Below are 18,106 nucleotides of genomic sequence, written 5' to 3'. Positions count from 1 at the left end.
AGGAAATCACATTGTTTAATCCAACAATTCAAAAATTTCAATATGGTCGTCATACAGTTACATTAGAAACTGGCGTGATGGCTCGTCAAGCAACAGCTGCAGTAATGGCTAATATGGATGATACAGCCGTATTTGTTACTGTTGTTGCTAATCCAAAAGTAAAAGAAGGGCAAGACTTTTTCCCTTTAACCGTGAATTACCAAGAAAGAACTTATGCTGCAGGCCGTATCCCTGGTGGTTTTTTTAAACGTGAAGGACGTCCTAGTGAAGGCGAAACATTAATTGCACGTTTAATTGACCGTCCATTACGTCCATTATTTCCAGAAGGGTTTGTTAATGAGATTCAAATTATCGCAACGGTTGTATCTGTTAACCCTAAAGTAAGCCCAGATCTTGTCGCTATGATTGGTGCTTCTGCCGCATTGTCTTTATCCGGTGTTCCATTCCATGGTCCAATTGGTGCTGCGCGTGTTGGTTTTATTGATGGTGAGTTTGTGTTAAACCCATTAGTTGATGAATTACCACAAAGCCGTTTAGACTTAGTCGTAGCGGGAACTAACAGTGCGGTATTAATGGTTGAATCTGAAGCCGACATTTTAACTGAAGAGCAAATGCTTGCTGCCGTTGTATTTGGTCATGACGCGCAACAAGTTGTGATTAATAATATTAACGAATTTGTCGCTAAAGCCGGTCGTGCTAAATGGGATTGGGTTGCGCCTACCAAAAATATTGAACTCTATGATGCTATTGCAGCAATTGCTAAAGACCGCATTGGTGAAGCGTACCGTATTACTGAAAAACAAGCCCGCTATGCTCAAATTGATCTTATCAAAGAAGATGTATTAGCGGCATTGAAAGAACAAAATGATGAAGTCAATGTGACGGAAATCATGAATATCTTTACCGATATTGAAAGCCAAACAGTTCGTCAGCGTGTTATTGCTGGTGAACCACGTATTGATGGTCGTGAAAAAGACATGATTCGAGCTTTAGATATCCGTACTAATGTTTTACCAAGAGCGCACGGTAGTGCTTTATTTACACGTGGTGAGACACAAGCATTAGTTGTTACTACGTTAGGTACTGAACGTGATGCACAAATCATTGATGAAATAACGGGTGAAAAAACGGATAAATTCTTATTCCATTACAACTTCCCTCCGTATTCAGTTGGTGAAACCGGAATGGTTGGTTCACCTAAACGTCGTGAAATTGGTCATGGTAGACTTGCAAAACGTGGTGTTGCAGCTGTTATGCCAAAAGGCGGTGAGTTCCCTTATACTGTTCGTGTGGTATCAGAAATCACCGAGTCAAATGGTTCGTCTTCGATGGCTTCTGTTTGTGGTGCATCACTTGCATTAATGGATGCTGGGGTGCCGATTAAATCATCTGTTGCAGGTATTGCAATGGGACTTGTAAAAGAAGGCGACGATTTTGTTGTTTTATCTGATATTTTAGGTGACGAAGATCATCTTGGTGATATGGACTTTAAAGTGGCAGGAACTCGTGAAGGTGTAAGTGCTCTGCAGATGGATATCAAAATTGAAGGTATCACTAAAGAAATCATGCAAGTTGCTTTAAATCAAGCTAAAGGTGCTCGTTTACATATTTTAGGTGTTATGGAGCAAGCCATTAATCGCCCACGTAATGAGATTTCTGAATTTGCGCCACGTATCTATACCATGAAAATTAATCCGGAAAAAATTCGTGATATCATTGGTAAAGGTGGTGCGACAATTCGTGCTCTTACAGAAGAAACGGGTACAACGATCGAAATTGAAGACGATGGGACAGTGAAAATTGCAGCATCAGATGGTGATAAAGCACAAGCAGCAATTAAACGTATTAATGATTTAACTGCTGAAGTTGAAGTTGGTCAAATCTATACTGGTAAAGTCGTGCGTATTGTTGATTTTGGTGCATTTGTTTCAATTATCGGTGGTAAAGAAGGTCTTGTTCATGTTTCGCAAATTGCTAATCATCGTGTAGAAAAAGTCACTGATGTATTAACGATGGGTCAAGAAGTCCAAGTAAAAGTACTTGAAATCGATCGTCAAGGGCGTATTCGTCTAAGTATGAAAGATGCAACAACTACCGATGCTTTGTCTGAACAAAGTACTGATACTGCAGCTGAGTAAAGTAGGTAATGTGTTAACTTATAAAGTTAACACATTCTGATAAAAGCATTAGGAGCTTTTTAATGAAACATTTTGGCTTGAAAACATTATGGTTATTATTTTTTACCATGTTTTTATCAAGTTATATTTCAGGATGTACCATTAAAGAGCCTTTACTTGCTGTACCTGAGCAAGTATCGTATGAAGATGAAGTCAAACTCGCACAAATAAGTCAGCAGTTATACAGTAAAGATATTGATGATGAAGCTAGAATGCAACTGTTTTATCAACGTGGTGTGCTGTATGATGCTTTGGGATTCAAAGCCTTTGCGCAAAGTGACTTTACACAATTATTAAATTTTAATATTGCAATTCCGGATGTCTATAACTACCTCGGTATTTATGCTATGCAAGAAGGCGATTATAACGCTGCATTTATGGCATTTAATACCACATTAGAGTTAGAGCCAGATTACGAATTTACTTATATAAACCGAGCGATAGCGCTCTATCGTAACGAAAGATATGAGGCCGCACAAGCGGATGCAATACAGTTTTATAATTATGCGCCTAATGAGCCGATTAGGTTATTGTGGGTTTATTTGATAGAAGAGAAACTGGACAAACATAAAGCACACACTGCTTTACACGAACGGTATAATCAACTTGAAGATAAAACTGTATGGGGAAGTGATATAATCGCATTTTACCTTGGTAAAATAAGTGAAGATCGCTTGATGATTAATTTACAACAGGGTGTTGAAACTAATAAAGAATTAGCTCAACGTCTTTGTGAAACCTACTTTTACTTAGGTAAATATTATCAAAGTAAAAGTAACAACAAACGTGCCGATATGTTATTTAAATATGCATTAGCCAATAATGTCTATAACTATTTAGAACATCAGCAGGCACTTTTTGAAATAAATCAACTTAATAAAAAATAAGTTGTATTGGGTCATGCCAGTTTAGATGTGAATATAAGTAGTTATAGCAGCGTTCTTTATTTAACCATCTGATCGACATACTTGAATGTAGTTATCAATAGTTTGCTTGATTAAGCCTTAACTATTCATTTATCGGTTTACCGATAAGACTATTAACTAAGTAAGATCAATTAGATGTTTTGTTATTTTTGGGTGGGTTATAATATTCATTACGTGAGCTGGCATTATAGATGTTTTTAACAACTGTCTTAAAACAGTTATAAGCGAGTTTACATGACAAAAGAAATTTCTTTTATTGACCTTGGTTTATCCGAGGAAATCCTTAGTGCTTTAAATGATCTTGGTTTTACTAAACCATCTCCAATCCAATCAGAATGCATTCCTTTATTATTAGAAGGTAGTGATGTGTTGGGTATGGCGCAAACCGGTAGCGGTAAAACAGCTGCATTTTCAATTCCATTTTTAATGAAAATTGATGCCGATTTAAAAGCACCACAACTATTAGTTTTAGCTCCAACCCGTGAGTTGGCGATTCAAGTCGCTGAAGCATGTAGCGAATATGCTAAATATATTAAAGGTGTTAAAGTATTAGCACTTTATGGCGGTCAACGTTATGACGTACAATTACGCGCCTTAAAACAAGGCCCACAAATTGTTGTTGGCACACCAGGTCGTTTACTTGATCACTTAAATCGTAAAACATTAGATTTATCGAATCTAAAAGGTTTAGTTTTAGATGAAGCTGATGAGATGCTTCGTATGGGCTTCATTGATGATGTTGAAAGCATTATGGATGCTATTCCAGAGCAACATCAAACAGCATTATTCTCAGCAACGATGCCAGCACCAATTCGTCGTATTACTAAACGATTCATGAAGAATCCACAAGAAGTACAAATTAAGTCAACCAATCAAACTGCACCGGACATTGATCAAAGTTATTGGCTAGTTCGTGGACTACGTAAAAATGAAGCGTTAGTTCGTTTCTTAGAAGCAGAAGATTTTGATGCGGCCATTATTTTTGTTCGTACTAAATCGGCCACGCTTGATGTTGCGGATGTGCTTGAACAACATGGTTACAATGCTGCAGCATTAAATGGTGACATGACACAGCAATTGCGTGAGCAAACACTTGATCGCTTACGTAACGGTCGTTTAGATATTTTGATTGCAACGGACGTTGCTGCTCGTGGTTTAGACGTTGAACGCATCAGTTTAGTTATTAACTATGATATTACTTTAGACTCAGAGTCTTACGTACACCGTATAGGGCGTACTGGACGAGCAGGACGCGCCGGACGTGCTATTTTATTTGTTGATAGTCGTGAACGTCGTTTATTGAAAAATATCGAACAAGTGATCAAAAAGCCGGTTCCTGAAGTGCAATTGCCAAATAAAGATTTGCTTGAAGAGCGTCGTTTAACTAAGTTCTCACAGAAAGTGGCAGAACAAATTGAAGCAAAAGATTTGGATAATTATCGTCAATTGTTACCAAAATTATTGCAAAATGACGAAACAGATATGGAAACACTTGCGGCAGCATTACTTAAACTTGCACAAGGTGAACGTCCATTAATTCTACCACCGGATCCAGTGTTTAAACCTGCTCGCACCGAACGTGAAAGACCTGAACGTGGTGAACGTCGTTTAAAAGGTGATAGTCGTGAAGCACCAAAACGCCGCGAACGTCGTGATGTTGGTGATATGGATTTATATCGTATTGAAGTGGGTAAAGAAAATGGCGTTGATGTACGCAATATCGTTGGTGCAATTGCTAACGAAGGCGATATCAGTAGTCGCTATATTGGTAATATTAAAATGTACGAGAAATACTCGACCGTTGAATTACCAAAAGATATGCCAACAGACTTATTGAAGCACTTTGAAAAAGTACGAGTTATGAATGTGCCTATGAACATGCGTTTAGTCGTTGATGGCGACAAATCAAGTTCGAGTCCACGACGCGGTTCACGTAAACAAGATGATTCATTTGCGGATAAACCAAAACGTCGTAGTAGCTCAAGTTCTTCATCGCGTGGAGATAATAAAGATGGAGCACCTAAACGTCGATCATCACGCAAACCCGCAGCATTTTAAATCTCACTTTATTGAGGTCTAACGCAAAAAACCGAATCAATTGATTCGGTTTTTTTATACTTTGATGATCGGTTATACTAATTTTTTAATGAACAATAACCTCAGTTTAGTTAATCTGCGATATGTAATTTAAAGGCTTGATTTGATAATAGGATTCTTGATTCAGTATCTAGGCGTGTATCAGTAATGATGTCAGTAAATTTACTGAGAGAAATTGAAGTAAAAAGTGAATATGAATCATATTTACTACTATCGGCAACTAAAACAACTTTATTCGCTTTTTCAGCAAAACTTGCTTTAATTAAGGCTTTTTCTTCAGTTGGTGTCGTCACGCCTTTATTAAAACTCCAAGAATTGCAGCTAATAAAAGAGATATCTGGATTAATTTGCCTTAAGAGTGAACGGCCATGTTCACCAATACACGATTGACTGCTGTCATCAACTTTACCGCCAATAATGGTGACTTCAATTTGTTTAAATTCACATAAAAACAAAGCAATATGTAAATCTGATGTGATGACCCTTACCGGAATTTGTGTAATACGTTTCGCTATTTCTAAGGTTGTTGTTCCTGCATCAAGTGCGATAGAATCACCTGCTTTAATCATTTGCGCTGCATAATCTGCAATAAGCTGTTTTTCGGTCAAATTTTTATAAATTTTCTCATTTGTGGTTGGCTGAGTGGGAATGAAGCGGTTCAGTGTCACTCCGCCATGTGACCGACTAATTACACCTTGCTCATCTAGCTTGATCAAATCTCGTCTAACCGTTGCAGGTGAAGATTCTGTTACATTGACCAGTTCTTCAACAGTCACCAAATTATGACCTTTTAAATAATCCATAATTTGATCTAATCGACTTAGTTTCCCCACATTACACCTTCTTTTCTTATTTAAAGCTAATCAATGCAGATTTTATTATGAACGAAAAGGGCGGTTATAACACGCCCGATCAGTACTTATTTCGTCAGCTCTGCCGCTAATCGAATTGATTCTATCATACTATCTGGTTTTGCAATACCTTTCCACGCGATATCAAAGGCTGTTCCGTGGTCAGCAGAAGTCCGAATAAACGGTAGACCTGCTGCAATGTTAACGCCATCATAAAAGCCTAATAATTTTAAGGGAATATGTCCTTGATCATGATACATCGCAACAACCATATCAAATTTACCTTGGTGAGCTTGTAAAAAAACCGTATCAGGTGCATGTGGACCCGTAACATTCATTCCTTTTGCTTGCATATGATTAATCGCTGGTGTGACAAATTTAATTTCTTCGTCACCGAACAAGCCGTGTTCGCCAGCATGAGGATTAACACCTGCTACAGCAATTCGAGGATTACGATAGCCAACTTTTAACAAAAAATCATGTGCAATTTGAATTACCGTTTCAATACGTTTACTGTTTAGATTATCCAAAAAATGACGTAGTGACACATGCGTTGTGACATGAATGACTTTTAATTTATCCGTATAAAGTACCATTGCAACATCTTTGCTATTGGTCAATTTTGCGAGTAATTCAGTATGACCGGGATACATGTGTCCTGCAGAATGTAAAGCCTCTTTATTTAATGGTGCTGTCGCTATACTGCCAACTTCATTATTGAGTGCTAGTTCTGTCGCTTTTTTTACGCAGCGATAAGCTAAATCACCCGCTTGAGCTTGGACTTGACCAGGTATTAAGCTATCTATATCGGTTAACGGAATATCGATGATATTAATTATACTCGGTGAAAAATTTGCTTCTTTCACATTCTCAATAATATTGATTTTCACATTATCAAATAATTTCATGCTTAATTGTTTATTTAATAGTTCAGCTGAACCAATAACGATAGCATGTACATCTTTAATTATATCAGATTGTAATGCGTGGACGATAATTTCAGGGCCAATTCCTGCTGGATCTCCCATAGTGATAGCAACAATTTTTGACACAATCTGTCTCCTTTATATCAATTCTAATGATCTAGTGAAAATATCAATTTCACCAAAGCCACCCGCTTTGGTGAATATTCGGTAATTTTTTTGTGTTTTTCCTAATAAACAACCATAAGGTATGCCTGACATGACTTCACCTTCGATATGAAATCCTATTGCACCAAGTGATTTTGCAATGGCAATGGCCACATCACCGCCCGTTAAAAATAAATTTTTTGCATTAATATTTTGTACAATTCGACCTAAACATTGACAAATATACTCACCAAGTTCTTTTCGGGTTAGTTGATATTTCTGACAGTAATAGGTAATGTGATGTCGTTCCTCGGTATTCTTTGACGTTCGAATAATGGCGTTCTTGTGTTTTGAAAAAATATCTGTAATACGTTGGCAATATTGACTAATTTTATCGTTATTGAAATGAGGGAAAATATCTTCAAGCAGTAAATCAATGACTTGCCATTGTTCATTGTGTTCAATGGCATGAGCAATCTGCTGTTGCGTAACGTGACTCATAGAGCCTGCAATAACAAGCATGTGTTGATCCTTATCGGGTAAACAATACGGCACATGATTTTTAAGATAATGAGCGGGTAAATAATTAATTAAGCCTGCTGAACCAACCAATAATGAACGAAAGTTGAGGTGTCTGATTTGTTGCATAATAAGACTTAAATCCTCATTGGTTTGTGCATCAATAATAAAAAACTTAACGCCGTTGTTGGCTGCTTGAGTAATTTGATTGACAAGTGTATGTGCTCTAATCGATTGCAAGCCAATCTCAAGTACAGTACAAGTCGTTTGTGTAATGAGGCATTCTTTAACGCTTGAAGAACAGATTGGTGTTTTGGGATCTGTGGCAAATTCAGTCTGTAATAATTCTGTGTTGTTAACATAACAGATTCCATTTATTACTGTTCGATTCATATCAGGGAAAGCGGGTATAATTAATGCTATTTGATATTCAGTTAACATTAACAATGTTTCTATTTCACTACCAATATTACCTCGTAGAGTGGAATCAATTTTTTTATATATAGGACGCGGCTGACTATTAGCTTTAATTAATTGTGTAATACGAATTTTTGCGTCTTCAGGTGTTAGCGCCCGAGTATCTGTATTGACGACAATTACGTCTGAACAACTGGTACTATAATCAGTTTGCCAATCAAAATATACATCAACATACGCCCCTTTTTTGGTGAGTTGTACACCACTGTCATTTGCTCCTGTAAAGTCATCCGCAATGATTAATAGCTTACTGTAGTCATTATTCAACACAATCCTATCGCTCCTATGATTGAAAATAATCAATATAAATCGATCACATCAGTTATTATAAATGGTTTAATAAAAAAATCTATAATTAATGATTAATATCAATCAATTTATTCTTTTTGTGATCTTAATCATGTTTTTTTAACTTGGTTATAGTGATTATTTAAAAAATGAAATACCATTATTGAGTAATTTAAATCAAATTGATTTTTTTTATTCAAAATAATCATAACATTTAATAAGGCAAAATATTATGCATATCAATAGTACGATCTTGAGTGGTAAAGGAATATTAAATGAAATCAACTTCTTATTTTCAGATAAATCCCATGTTCTTATTCTGACTGATAAAAATATTATCAATTTGCCTGAAGTGAAGTTTTTGATTAAAAAAGTCCAAACATCAGTGCCTGTTTGTACTTTGATTGATGATATTCCACCTGAACCAAGTCATCTTGATGTCACTTCACTTTTAAATCGTATGAAAGTATCTAATGCTGATTTGGTGATAGGGATTGGTGGTGGAAGCGTATTAGACGTTGCAAAGTTAGTGTCAGTTTTGTGTACCAAAGATGCTAATTTGACATTAGCGCAATTACTTGATGGAGATAAACCAACTAAAAGATGTGCATCAATACTAATTCCAACTACAGCTGGTACCGGTTCAGAAGCAACACCAAATGCAATACTGGCAATTCCTGAAAAGGAGACTAAGCAGGGCATCATTTTAGCCATCATGCTTCCTGATTATGTATGCTTAGCACCCGAACTTATTACATCAATGCCTAAACACATTGCTGCATCAACAGGTATTGACGCCCTATGTCATTTAATTGAATGCTTTACAGCAACGATCTCAAATCCAGTCGGTGATAACTATGCATTAATTGGTATGCAAAAACTGTTTAATTCACTGGAAAAATCGACAAAAAATAAAAATGATACACAAGCCAAACTGAATATGCTTTGGGCATCTTATTATGGTGGTGCAGCTATTGCTCATGCTGGCACTCACTTAGTTCATGCAATGTCTTATCCCTTAGGCGGTAAATACCATATACCCCATGGCGTTGCCAATGCCATTTTATTAGTGCCTTGTATGGCTTTTGTTCGTGATGCTGTTGTTGACAAATTTGCACAAGCTTATGATTTATTACCCGATGCAATTTTGACCTTAACGGCTGAAGAAAAATCATACGCACTCGTCGATTATTTTGATGCTTTGGTTAAACGTCTCGAATTACCAACCAAACTACAACAACTCAATATCCAACCAGATGATTTACCCTTTTTAGTTAAAGGGGCTCTTGATGTTAAACGTTTAATGAACAATGTCCCTAAAAAAGTTAGCGAAGCAGATGTGTTAGCGATTTATCAAGCACTTATATAATTGCGAATTTTAAAATAATAGAGGATTTCAATGATGACAAAGAGAATAGAAGGGGTTTTAACTGCAATTGTTACAACATTCGATGATTATGGTGATTTTTGTCCCAAAAGAATGCGTAAACAAGTTCAACGTCAGCTAAATAACGGCAACAGTATTTTTTGTAATGGCACTAATGGTGAATTTTTTGTTTTAACAAGTAAAGAAAAAATGGCTGTGACTGAAACATGTGTCGATGAGGTTGCGGGGAAAGCCCCGATTATGGCCCATATTGGTGAAATTTCAACGCGTGAAACCATTAAGCTGGGAAAAGAGATTCAAAAACTTGGTGTTGATGCAGTTTCTGTGATTGCTCCTTATTTTATTCCATTAAAACAGGATGAACTTATCTATCACTACACAAAAATTGCTGATAGCTTAACTGTCCCCGTGTTTCTATACAATATCCCAGCCCGTACTGGTAATACGATTATGCCAGAAACCGCAGCTAAGTTAGGTGAGCACCCCAATATTTTAGGTATCAAAGATAGTGCAGGAAGCTATGAAAGCCTGAAAGGTTTTTTAGACGTGGCGAACAATATGGATGGATTTGATGTATTAACAGGTCCAGATTCATTAATTTATCAAGGTTTTGTAGATGGCTGTGTTGGATCAATTTCGGGACTTGCTAATGTTGCTCCAGATAAAATTAATGCAATTTGGAAACACTATAAAGCCGGTAACCTTGAACAATCTAAAGCGGCGCAAGATGCCGTTGGTGAATTAAGGAAAAATCTGTATGCCACTGTTTTTTCACCAGCGGCAGTCAAAAAAGCATTAAGCATTATGGGGCAAGAGGTCGGAGTAAGCCGCTATCCAATCGAATTTTCAACTAAAGATCTTGCTGATATCAAAAATATTGTTAGCAAGCTGTGATCCAATATGGCGAAGAGCAGTGAATTACTGCTCTTTCTATTCGATAAAAATAAACATGACAAAAGGTTATCAAATATGAAAGTTATTTGTACGTCACCTTCATTCGCAAAATATGACAAAACGCCTATTGAAGATTTGCAAAAACATGGTTTTGAGTATCTTTCATTTCCAGCTGATGTTTCATTAGATGAGTTAAAACCACACCTATCAGATACAGTTGCTATCATTGTGGCTTTTACCCAAATTAATGAATTATTTTTATCATTAGCACCTAATTTAAATATTGTGTGTAAACATGGGGTCGGTGTAGACAACATTGACCTAGCTGCTACTCAAAAACATCAAATTTGGGTAACAAATGTCCCTAATGCGAATAAACATGCTGTTGCAGACTTTGCTTTAACGCTGTTATTAGGTGCAGCTCGACAATTACCACAAGCATGTGCCAAAACCAAAAAAGGTGAATGGCCACGTATTTTTGCCACCGATGCTTATGGTAAGACGATTGGTATTTTAGGCTTAGGCAATATTGGCAAGCAAGTGGCACTAAGGGCAAAAGGATTTAATATGCAAATTTTAGCTTATGATCCTTATCCTGATCTGGATTTTGCTAAGCAACATGCTATTCAGTTTGTATCACTAGATCAACTCACAGAACAAAGTGACTTTATTTCTATTCATATGCCTTTAATTGAATCCACTCACCATTTATTTGATTTAGCACGAATCAAAACCATGAAAAAAAGTGCATTTCTACTCAATTTATCACGTGGCGGAATTGTTGATGAACGAGATCTTTATCATGCATTATCGCAAAACATGATTGCTGGTGCGGCATCAGATGTTTTTGTGGAAGAACCATTAACATCACATCCCCTTTTTACTTTAGACAATTTTATTGGTACGCCACATATTGCCGGCTATACCGATGGCGCTGTTAGTGCCATCGGGACAATGTGTGTTCAAAATATCATTAACACGATCCTAAATGGTAAGCGACCAGAGAACGTGGTTAATGGTCTGTAGTGTATTGATTAAATTAAAATAAATGACTGAGGTTAATATGAGTTCAATTCCACAAAAGAAATCGAATGTACGTTGGATTATCGCTGGATTGATGTGGGCAGCGATAGCCGTCAATTATTTAGATCGGGCCATTATTGCTGCAGCAAGCCCACACCTAATAAGTGAATTTAGTTTAACACCAAGCGAAATGGGCTGGATTATGTCTGCATTTTTTTGGACATATGCATTATTACAAATACCAGCAGGTTGGCTGGCTGACAAAATAGGACAAAAGAAAACACTCGGTTGGGCTGTTGGTTGGTGGTCTATTGCGACCGCTTGTATGGGCGTTGCAACTGGATTTAAATCGTTATTATTGATGCGTTTTATACTGGGTGCCGGTGAAGCTGCTGCTTATCCAAGCAATGCAGGTATTGCATCACGATGGTTCCCTGATAAAGAACGCTCTTTTGTTTCAGCATTATTTGATAGTGCATCAAAATTTGGTGGTGCTGTGGCTATGCCATTGATTGTATGGTTGATGTATCTCTTTGATTGGCGTATCACATTTATCATTTTTGGTTCTATCGGCATTGTATGGGTTGTATTTTGGATTGCTTTTTATGCTGACTCACCAGAAAAACATCGGATGACCAATCAGGCGGAAGTGAATTATATTCGAGAGGGACAAGTCCAAAAACATGGTATGGAACATGGTGCAGCCATGAAATGGTATCAGTTATTGCGCTATAAACCTATTTGGGCAATGTGCTTAGGTTTTTTTACGATTAATTATACCTCTTACTTTTTTATTACTTGGTTACCCACTTATTTAGTTCAAGAGAAAGGGATGGGACTCATTAAAATGGGATTTGTCGCAACATTACCTTTATTGTGTGGCATGGTGGCTGAGATGCTTGCTGGTTGGCTATCTGATCGGATGCATAGTAGCCAACGTTTTTCATTAACATTTACCCGTAAATTAATCTTATTAGTGGGGATGAGCATGGCATTATGCGTTGGTTTTGCTCCTTTAACGGATTCAGTAGTACTGACGGTCTTCTTACTGTGTGTCGCCCGTTCAGGTACAGCCGTTGCGGCCTCTCAAGTGTGGTCTTTACCAGGTGATGTATCTCCTAAAAATATGGTATCGACGGTTGCCGGATTACAAAATACAGTTTCAAATTTTGGTGGCGCATTTGGTCCCATTATTACAGGTGCACTCGTTGCCGCAACTGGCTCGTTTACTTGGGCATTAATTTTTTCTGCAGGTTTATTGGTGTTAGGAATGCTCAATTACGTGTTCTTATTAGGAAAAGTGCAACCAATAGATCGCTAGTGCAGGATATTTGCATGGTCAAACTACAACTTTCATTTAAAGCGAGAATCTCATATGCATTATTTTGGAACAGTTGATACGATAATTATTATTAGCATTGTAGTGATATATATTCTTTTAACATCATGGATGACCTATTTTTTAAGAAGCAAAAATAATAGTGATTTTATGGAAGGTTCAAGAACTGTTCCTGCTATTGTGGTGGGTATTTTGTTAATGACAGAATATATTGGTGCAAAGTCTACTATTGGTACAGCTCAATCGGCTTTCGATAATGGTATTGCGGCATCGTGGTCTGTTATTGGTGCTGCAATTGGTTTTCCATTGTTTGGGTTATTGTTGGTTAAAAAAATTTATAATACGGGAGAAATTACTATTTCCGCAGCAATTGCTCAAAAATATGGTAATTCGACTAAAAATTTAATTTCACTGATTATGATTTACGCATTAGTACTCGTTAATGTTGGTAACTATATTAGTGGGGCCGCTGCTATTTCAACGGTGTTACAGATTTCTTTACCCGTTGCCGCTTTTGTTACAGCGGTCGTTAGTACTTTCTATTTTGCTTTTGGTGGTTTAAAAGGCGTGGCCTACGTTACAATCATTCATAGTGCGGTTAAATATTTTGGTGTGTTATTTATTTTAGGCACAGCATTATATTTAACGGGGGGGGGCTCGCCGATGATTGAGCAAATGCCTCCTCACTATTGGACATGGGATGGTTCTATTGGTGCGAGTACTATTTTTGCTTGGTTAATTGGGACCATTGGTTCAATTTTTTGTACTCAATTTGTGATTCAGGCAATCTCTTCAACGAAAGATGCAAAGTCTGCAAAACGCGCATGTTGGTATGCTTTCTTATTCTGTCTGCCAATTGCTTTAGCAATCGCTGTTATTGGGGTCTGTGCTAAGTTTTTACATCCTGATATTCCTAGTCTGTATGCGTTACCTGTCTTTATTCAAGATATGAATCCATTTATGGCCGGTATTATTACAACGTCTTTAGTTGCCTCGATTTTTATTAGTGTTAGTACCGTAGCATTAGCGATTGCTTCATTAATAGTGAAAGATTTTTATGTCCCTTACTGTAAACCTTCACAAGAGAAAGAGTTTAAAGCCACAAAGATTATTTCAGTTATTGTCGGTTTTGCACCATTATTGTTAGTACTGGCATTCCCAGAAGTGCTGAAATTATCCTTTTTTACTCGAGCAATTCGGTTATCCATTACGATTGTTGCAATGATTGCATTTTATTTACCATTTTTAAATAGTACACGAGCCGCCAACATGGCATTGGTTGGTGCCGCGATAATGACATCTGTGTGGTTTTACTTCGGTGATCCACTTGGTATTAATAATATGTATGTTGCATTGATCTCACCAGCATTAATTATGCTACTTGATAAATTGTTTATTGGTCCTTTTATCAAAACTAAGCCGCAAGTTAGATCTTAATAAGGAGCGAATAATGGTAGTTAAATTAGATTGTAGTGGTCAATTATTGCGTAATCAAACAGACTCATCCCGTATTGATGCGTATTTACCTACAAATTGCGTACAAAATCATGCCGCAAATCTACTGGTATTGCCAAATGGTGATGTGTTATGTACTTGGTTTGGTGGTACACAAGAGGGGATTGCTGATATTTCCGCTTATTATTCTAGATTAGAAAAAGGCAGCAATTGTTGGTCACCTGCAATAAAATTATCTGATGATGCCACGCGTTCGGAACAAAATCCCGTCTTTTTTTTAGATCCTGACAATGTATTATGGCTTTTATATACCGCGCAAATTGCAGGAAATCAAGACACAGCAATAGTACGTTACCGTCAATCTTTTGATTTAGGAAAAAGTTGGGGCCCCATAGAAACGTTGTTATCTGATCCTCAAAAAGGGATATTTATTCGTCAGCCTATTACGGTTATGCCCAATGGTGACTGGCTATTACCTGTATTTTATTGTGTGGCAAAATCAGGTGAAAAATGGATCGGGAGTTATGATACAAGTGGCGTAATGATTTCAAAAGATAAAGGTAAAAACTGGCAAATTATTGATGTGCCTAATTCATTAGGGTGTGTTCACATGAATATTTTACTGCTTAAAAATGGTCATTTATTAGCGTTATTTCGTAGTCGTTGGGCTGATTATATTTACCAAAGTCAATCAATTGATGGCGGATATAGCTGGTCTGCACCACAGCAAACATCTTTACCTAATAACAATTCATCAATTCAGGCAACGATACTCAATAATGGTCACATTGCTTTGGTATTCAATAATGTGAGCGCTAAAGATGCTAAAGAACGCCGCGTTTCACTATACGACGAGATTGAAGATGATAGCAGCCTTGGGAAAAAAGAGGCTCAAATTATTTCTGGGCAAAAAAATGCTTTTTGGGGAGCTCCTCGAGCACCAATGTCATTAGTCATTTCAACAGACAATGGACAATCCTGGTCTGATATTCGTAATTTAGACGAGGGGGATGGTTATTGCATGTCGAATAATTCAAAAGACCAGCTAAATCGGGAATTTTCTTATCCAACGATTAAGCAAGGATTAGACGGAAAATTACATATTGCATACACTTATTTTAGGATGGCCATTAAATATGTTTGTATTGATGAGAATTGGGTAAGCAAGGCTTAAAGATTTTATGCCATCATTATGGTGGCTTTTAAGCGAATTAATTGACAAATTTGAGGGTATAAACATGATTGCAGGTAATATCAATATGTTGAAATCGGCAACCTTACCACCATCGCTTTACCATATTTTATCTCGCCCTGAGATGAGTTTAAATCATTTGCAACAGTTAGCTGATGGCCATTACCAACCTGATGGGGAAAAGTGGTTTTATCATATTAGTCATTCAAACACATCGCCTGCAGAGGAAAGGCATACTGAATTTCATCGGCAATTTTTAGATATTCAACTGGTGTTACAAGGGCAAGAAATTATTCATTATAGTTTGTTGAATGTTAGTGAACAGTCCGCTTTTGAAAAAAAAACAGATCTATTTATTCTATCGCATGTGACTTTAACTAATCATATATATTTATCTATGGGGGATTTTGTTACTTTTTACCCTGGTGAACCCCATCAAGCATTATGTATGGTTGATAGACCCGATATTGTTCGTAAAGCAGTTTTCAAAGTACCGATTTCATTACTTTAAATAATAATAACTGAGATTTTTTTGGTTTAAATGTCAATTAAATCCAGTGTAATGATTAAAAACATGCTTTGTATTTTAATGAAGTAGCGTCATTGATTCTTTATTTTAGCATTTTGTGCTGTTTTAGCGATGGGTTTCCGAATAATACAGCTAACCAATATTGGTTGTTATTTTTTTAAAATAGGTGTCTCAACAGTAATGATTACAAGATTGTCATAATTATTACTGCTGTTTTTTTAGACTTTAATCTCATTTTTTCACTTAAACTCATTTTATTCTGCATTTAATTGTATATATTCATTTTTTTATTGAATTTTTTATATTTTTTCATAATTTCATTTAAAATTGACATATGTCAAAAAGTAAATATAATTGCCCTCGCGTTTTTAAATGATATTCGGTTTTATATACTTTTTTTTATGCAGCTTTCGATCATAAATATAAATAATTTATCTTATAAAAATATAAAAACGCAATCCGCTTTAGTCATTAAAGCAATGGTTGATTATTAAAATTGAGATTTTATAAATGAGAAATAAATTTTTATCTTTAGTTGTTCTTGCTTCTATTTCATCTACCGCGCTAGCAGCAAGTGATAACGTCATTACCTTCCAAGGTGAAGTTACTGATGAAACGTGTGCATTAACGGTGAATGGCGAAAATGCATCACCAATCGTTTTATTACCTACTGTAACTGCTTCAGACTTAGACGCTAGTGGTAAAGTTGCTGGTGAAACATCATTTGAAATTGGTGTAAGTGGCTGTACAGGTAACGCAGCAGGTGTAACTATTTCAACCGTATTTGTTGGTAATCAAGTTACAACGGAAGGTAATCTTGGTAATACTGGCACTGCAGGTAACGTTGATATTCAAGTGTTAGATAAAGATAGTACTGTTATTAATTTTGCAAATGGTTTCAAAGGTACGGGTGACCTTAAATTAGGTGCAAATGAAACGTCTGCAACAGCAACTTATAAAGCGCAATACTATGCAACAGGTAAAGCGACTGTTGGTACAGTTCAAGCAACACTACAATATGCTGTGTCTTACCAATAATAATTTGTAAGCATTTAATAATAAAAGCTGAAGTAGGTATTCTACTTCGGCTTTTTAATTGTTAGCAAAAGAGGTTTCAATGGTAGCCTTTAACTTAAAAAATTTTTTCTGGGTATTGATGGGGTGTTTTATGTTATCGATACTTGCATCAGATGTTCACGCCAGTGTGATTATGAACGGCACTCGAATCATTTACCATGCTAAAGATAAATCAGTCGATGTTAATCTAAAAAATAAATCTGAACACCCATATGTGGTTCAACTTTGGTTTGATGAAGGTGATATGTCTGTAACACCAAGTACGCAAACCAATATTCCTTTTTTTGCCACACCTACAATCTTTAAGATACAACCTAATGCAACGCAAATTGTTAGAATCGCATATACCAAAGCGCAACAACTTCCACAAGATAGAGAGTCTGTATTTTATTTCAATTTTCTTGAGATTCCACCATCAAACATTGCTGATAATACAAATTCTAAGCAAAATAAAATGTTAGTTATGTTTAGAAATCGGCTCAAAATGTTTTACCGTCCAGATAATTTACGTGGATCACCTAACGATTTGTTACAAAATTTAGAAATCAAACGACAATCTACGGATAAAAAACTATCCATTGAAGTTCATAACCCATCCCCTTTTTTTGCATCATTAAGCCAAGTAGTGTTTGCCAGTAAAAATAAAACTTATCAGGCGCAAGCAGAGATGATTCCTCCATTTAGTAGCAAGGTATTTACGTTTGATGGGGCGGCAGTTAATGAACAAGGCGGTATCACTTTGACCGTCATTAATGATCAAGGAGCTCGAATAAGTGAAAGCTATCTACTTGAAATGTAGTAGATA

At 36.5% G+C, this 18,106-nt stretch carries 15 protein-coding genes; 12 read left to right on the top strand and 3 right to left on the bottom strand.

Translation table 11 applies throughout. The annotated features are described in order from the left end of the window. Nucleotides 1-11 precede the first annotated feature (11 nt). The 3 genes from pnp (at nucleotide 12) to ABEA36_RS06065 (ending at nucleotide 5,161) form a co-directional block, all read left to right on the top strand. Nucleotides 12-2,138, top strand: a complete 2,127-nt coding sequence (gene pnp / locus ABEA36_RS06075) for a polyribonucleotide nucleotidyltransferase (protein WP_345489869.1) — start codon at nucleotides 12-14, stop codon at nucleotides 2,136-2,138. 62 nt (nucleotides 2,139-2,200) lie between these two features. Further along, nucleotides 2,201-3,064, top strand: coding sequence for a lipoprotein NlpI (nlpI, locus tag ABEA36_RS06070; RefSeq protein WP_345489866.1), 864 nt, complete (start codon nucleotides 2,201-2,203; stop codon nucleotides 3,062-3,064). A 273-nt stretch (nucleotides 3,065-3,337) separates the two neighbouring features. Then, nucleotides 3,338-5,161, top strand: a complete 1,824-nt coding sequence (locus ABEA36_RS06065; protein WP_345489864.1) for a DEAD/DEAH family ATP-dependent RNA helicase — start codon at nucleotides 3,338-3,340, stop codon at nucleotides 5,159-5,161. A 110-nt stretch (nucleotides 5,162-5,271) separates the two neighbouring features. Here the strand turns inward: ABEA36_RS06065 and ABEA36_RS06060 are convergent, their stop codons facing one another. The 3 genes from ABEA36_RS06060 to ABEA36_RS06050 form a co-directional block, all read right to left on the bottom strand. Beyond that, a complete protein-coding gene (locus ABEA36_RS06060; RefSeq protein ID WP_345489862.1) occupies nucleotides 5,272-6,033 on the bottom strand; it encodes a DeoR/GlpR family DNA-binding transcription regulator in 762 nt (253 codons plus the stop codon). Between the two features lie 86 nt (nucleotides 6,034-6,119). Then, entirely contained in the window at nucleotides 6,120-7,103 is a 984-nt protein-coding gene (pdxA, locus tag ABEA36_RS06055) for a 4-hydroxythreonine-4-phosphate dehydrogenase PdxA (protein ID WP_345489860.1), read from the bottom strand. Between the two features lie 12 nt (nucleotides 7,104-7,115). Beyond that, nucleotides 7,116-8,387: a four-carbon acid sugar kinase family protein gene (locus ABEA36_RS06050; protein ID WP_345489858.1), complete on the bottom strand. Its 1,272-nt coding sequence runs from the start codon at nucleotides 8,385-8,387 to the stop codon at nucleotides 7,116-7,118. 250 nt (nucleotides 8,388-8,637) lie between these two features. On the opposite strand from ABEA36_RS06050, the gene ABEA36_RS06045 reads away from it, so the two are divergent. The 9 genes from ABEA36_RS06045 to ABEA36_RS06005 all read left to right on the top strand — a co-directional run bounded on the left by ABEA36_RS06045 (nucleotide 8,638) and on the right by ABEA36_RS06005 (nucleotide 18,100). Beyond that, on the top strand, nucleotides 8,638-9,774 hold the full coding sequence (locus tag ABEA36_RS06045) for an iron-containing alcohol dehydrogenase (RefSeq protein ID WP_345489856.1): 1,137 nt from the start codon (nucleotides 8,638-8,640) through the stop codon (nucleotides 9,772-9,774). Between the two features lie 33 nt (nucleotides 9,775-9,807). After that, nucleotides 9,808-10,686, top strand: coding sequence for a dihydrodipicolinate synthase family protein (locus tag ABEA36_RS06040; protein ID WP_345489854.1), 879 nt, complete (start codon nucleotides 9,808-9,810; stop codon nucleotides 10,684-10,686). 75 nt (nucleotides 10,687-10,761) lie between these two features. Beyond that, nucleotides 10,762-11,712 (top strand): phosphoglycerate dehydrogenase, encoded by a 951-nt coding sequence (locus tag ABEA36_RS06035; RefSeq protein ID WP_345489852.1) that lies wholly within the window; start codon nucleotides 10,762-10,764, stop codon nucleotides 11,710-11,712. A 37-nt stretch (nucleotides 11,713-11,749) separates the two neighbouring features. Then, complete coding sequence (locus ABEA36_RS06030; protein ID WP_345489850.1) at nucleotides 11,750-13,030, top strand: MFS transporter; 1,281 nt, start codon at nucleotides 11,750-11,752, stop codon at nucleotides 13,028-13,030. A 54-nt stretch (nucleotides 13,031-13,084) separates the two neighbouring features. After that, nucleotides 13,085-14,485: a sodium:solute symporter family protein gene (locus ABEA36_RS06025; RefSeq protein ID WP_345489848.1), complete on the top strand. Its 1,401-nt coding sequence runs from the start codon at nucleotides 13,085-13,087 to the stop codon at nucleotides 14,483-14,485. Nucleotides 14,486-14,498: 13 nt separating this feature from the next. After that, entirely contained in the window at nucleotides 14,499-15,677 is a 1,179-nt protein-coding gene (locus tag ABEA36_RS06020; protein WP_345489846.1) for a sialidase family protein, read from the top strand. Nucleotides 15,678-15,741: 64 nt separating this feature from the next. Then, complete coding sequence (locus ABEA36_RS06015) at nucleotides 15,742-16,206, top strand: NanQ anomerase/TabA/YiaL family protein (RefSeq protein WP_345489844.1); 465 nt, start codon at nucleotides 15,742-15,744, stop codon at nucleotides 16,204-16,206. Nucleotides 16,207-16,734: 528 nt separating this feature from the next. Then, nucleotides 16,735-17,262 carry a fimbrial protein gene (locus tag ABEA36_RS06010; protein ID WP_345489842.1) on the top strand — a complete coding sequence of 176 codons (528 nt, stop codon included), beginning with the start codon at nucleotides 16,735-16,737 and terminating at the stop codon, nucleotides 17,260-17,262. Between the two features lie 130 nt (nucleotides 17,263-17,392). Further along, entirely contained in the window at nucleotides 17,393-18,100 is a 708-nt protein-coding gene (locus tag ABEA36_RS06005) for a fimbria/pilus periplasmic chaperone (protein WP_345489840.1), read from the top strand. The last annotated feature ends 6 nt before the right edge of the window (nucleotides 18,101-18,106 follow it).

Origin of the sequence: Orbus sasakiae, from assembly GCF_039542345.1 — a bacterium.
Classification (GTDB): domain Bacteria; phylum Pseudomonadota; class Gammaproteobacteria; order Enterobacterales; family Orbaceae; genus Orbus; species Orbus sasakiae.
This window is presented reverse-complemented; position numbering and strand designations above follow the sequence as displayed.

What these genes read in the sequence shown, in the direction of transcription:
- nlpI (WP_345489866.1), top strand. Translation starts at nt 2,201, where the DNA reads ATGAAACATTTTGGCTTGAAAACATTATGGTTATTATTTTTTACCATG.
- ABEA36_RS06065 (WP_345489864.1), top strand. Translation starts at nt 3,338, where the DNA reads ATGACAAAAGAAATTTCTTTTATTGACCTTGGTTTATCCGAGGAAATC.
- ABEA36_RS06045 (WP_345489856.1), top strand. Translation starts at nt 8,638, where the DNA reads ATGCATATCAATAGTACGATCTTGAGTGGTAAAGGAATATTAAATGAA.
- ABEA36_RS06040 (WP_345489854.1), top strand. Translation starts at nt 9,808, where the DNA reads ATGACAAAGAGAATAGAAGGGGTTTTAACTGCAATTGTTACAACATTC.
- ABEA36_RS06035 (WP_345489852.1), top strand. Translation starts at nt 10,762, where the DNA reads ATGAAAGTTATTTGTACGTCACCTTCATTCGCAAAATATGACAAAACG.
- ABEA36_RS06030 (WP_345489850.1), top strand. Translation starts at nt 11,750, where the DNA reads ATGAGTTCAATTCCACAAAAGAAATCGAATGTACGTTGGATTATCGCT.
- ABEA36_RS06025 (WP_345489848.1), top strand. Translation starts at nt 13,085, where the DNA reads ATGCATTATTTTGGAACAGTTGATACGATAATTATTATTAGCATTGTA.
- ABEA36_RS06020 (WP_345489846.1), top strand. Translation starts at nt 14,499, where the DNA reads ATGGTAGTTAAATTAGATTGTAGTGGTCAATTATTGCGTAATCAAACA.
- ABEA36_RS06015 (WP_345489844.1), top strand. Translation starts at nt 15,742, where the DNA reads ATGATTGCAGGTAATATCAATATGTTGAAATCGGCAACCTTACCACCA.
- ABEA36_RS06010 (WP_345489842.1), top strand. Translation starts at nt 16,735, where the DNA reads ATGAGAAATAAATTTTTATCTTTAGTTGTTCTTGCTTCTATTTCATCT.
- ABEA36_RS06005 (WP_345489840.1), top strand. Translation starts at nt 17,393, where the DNA reads ATGTTATCGATACTTGCATCAGATGTTCACGCCAGTGTGATTATGAAC.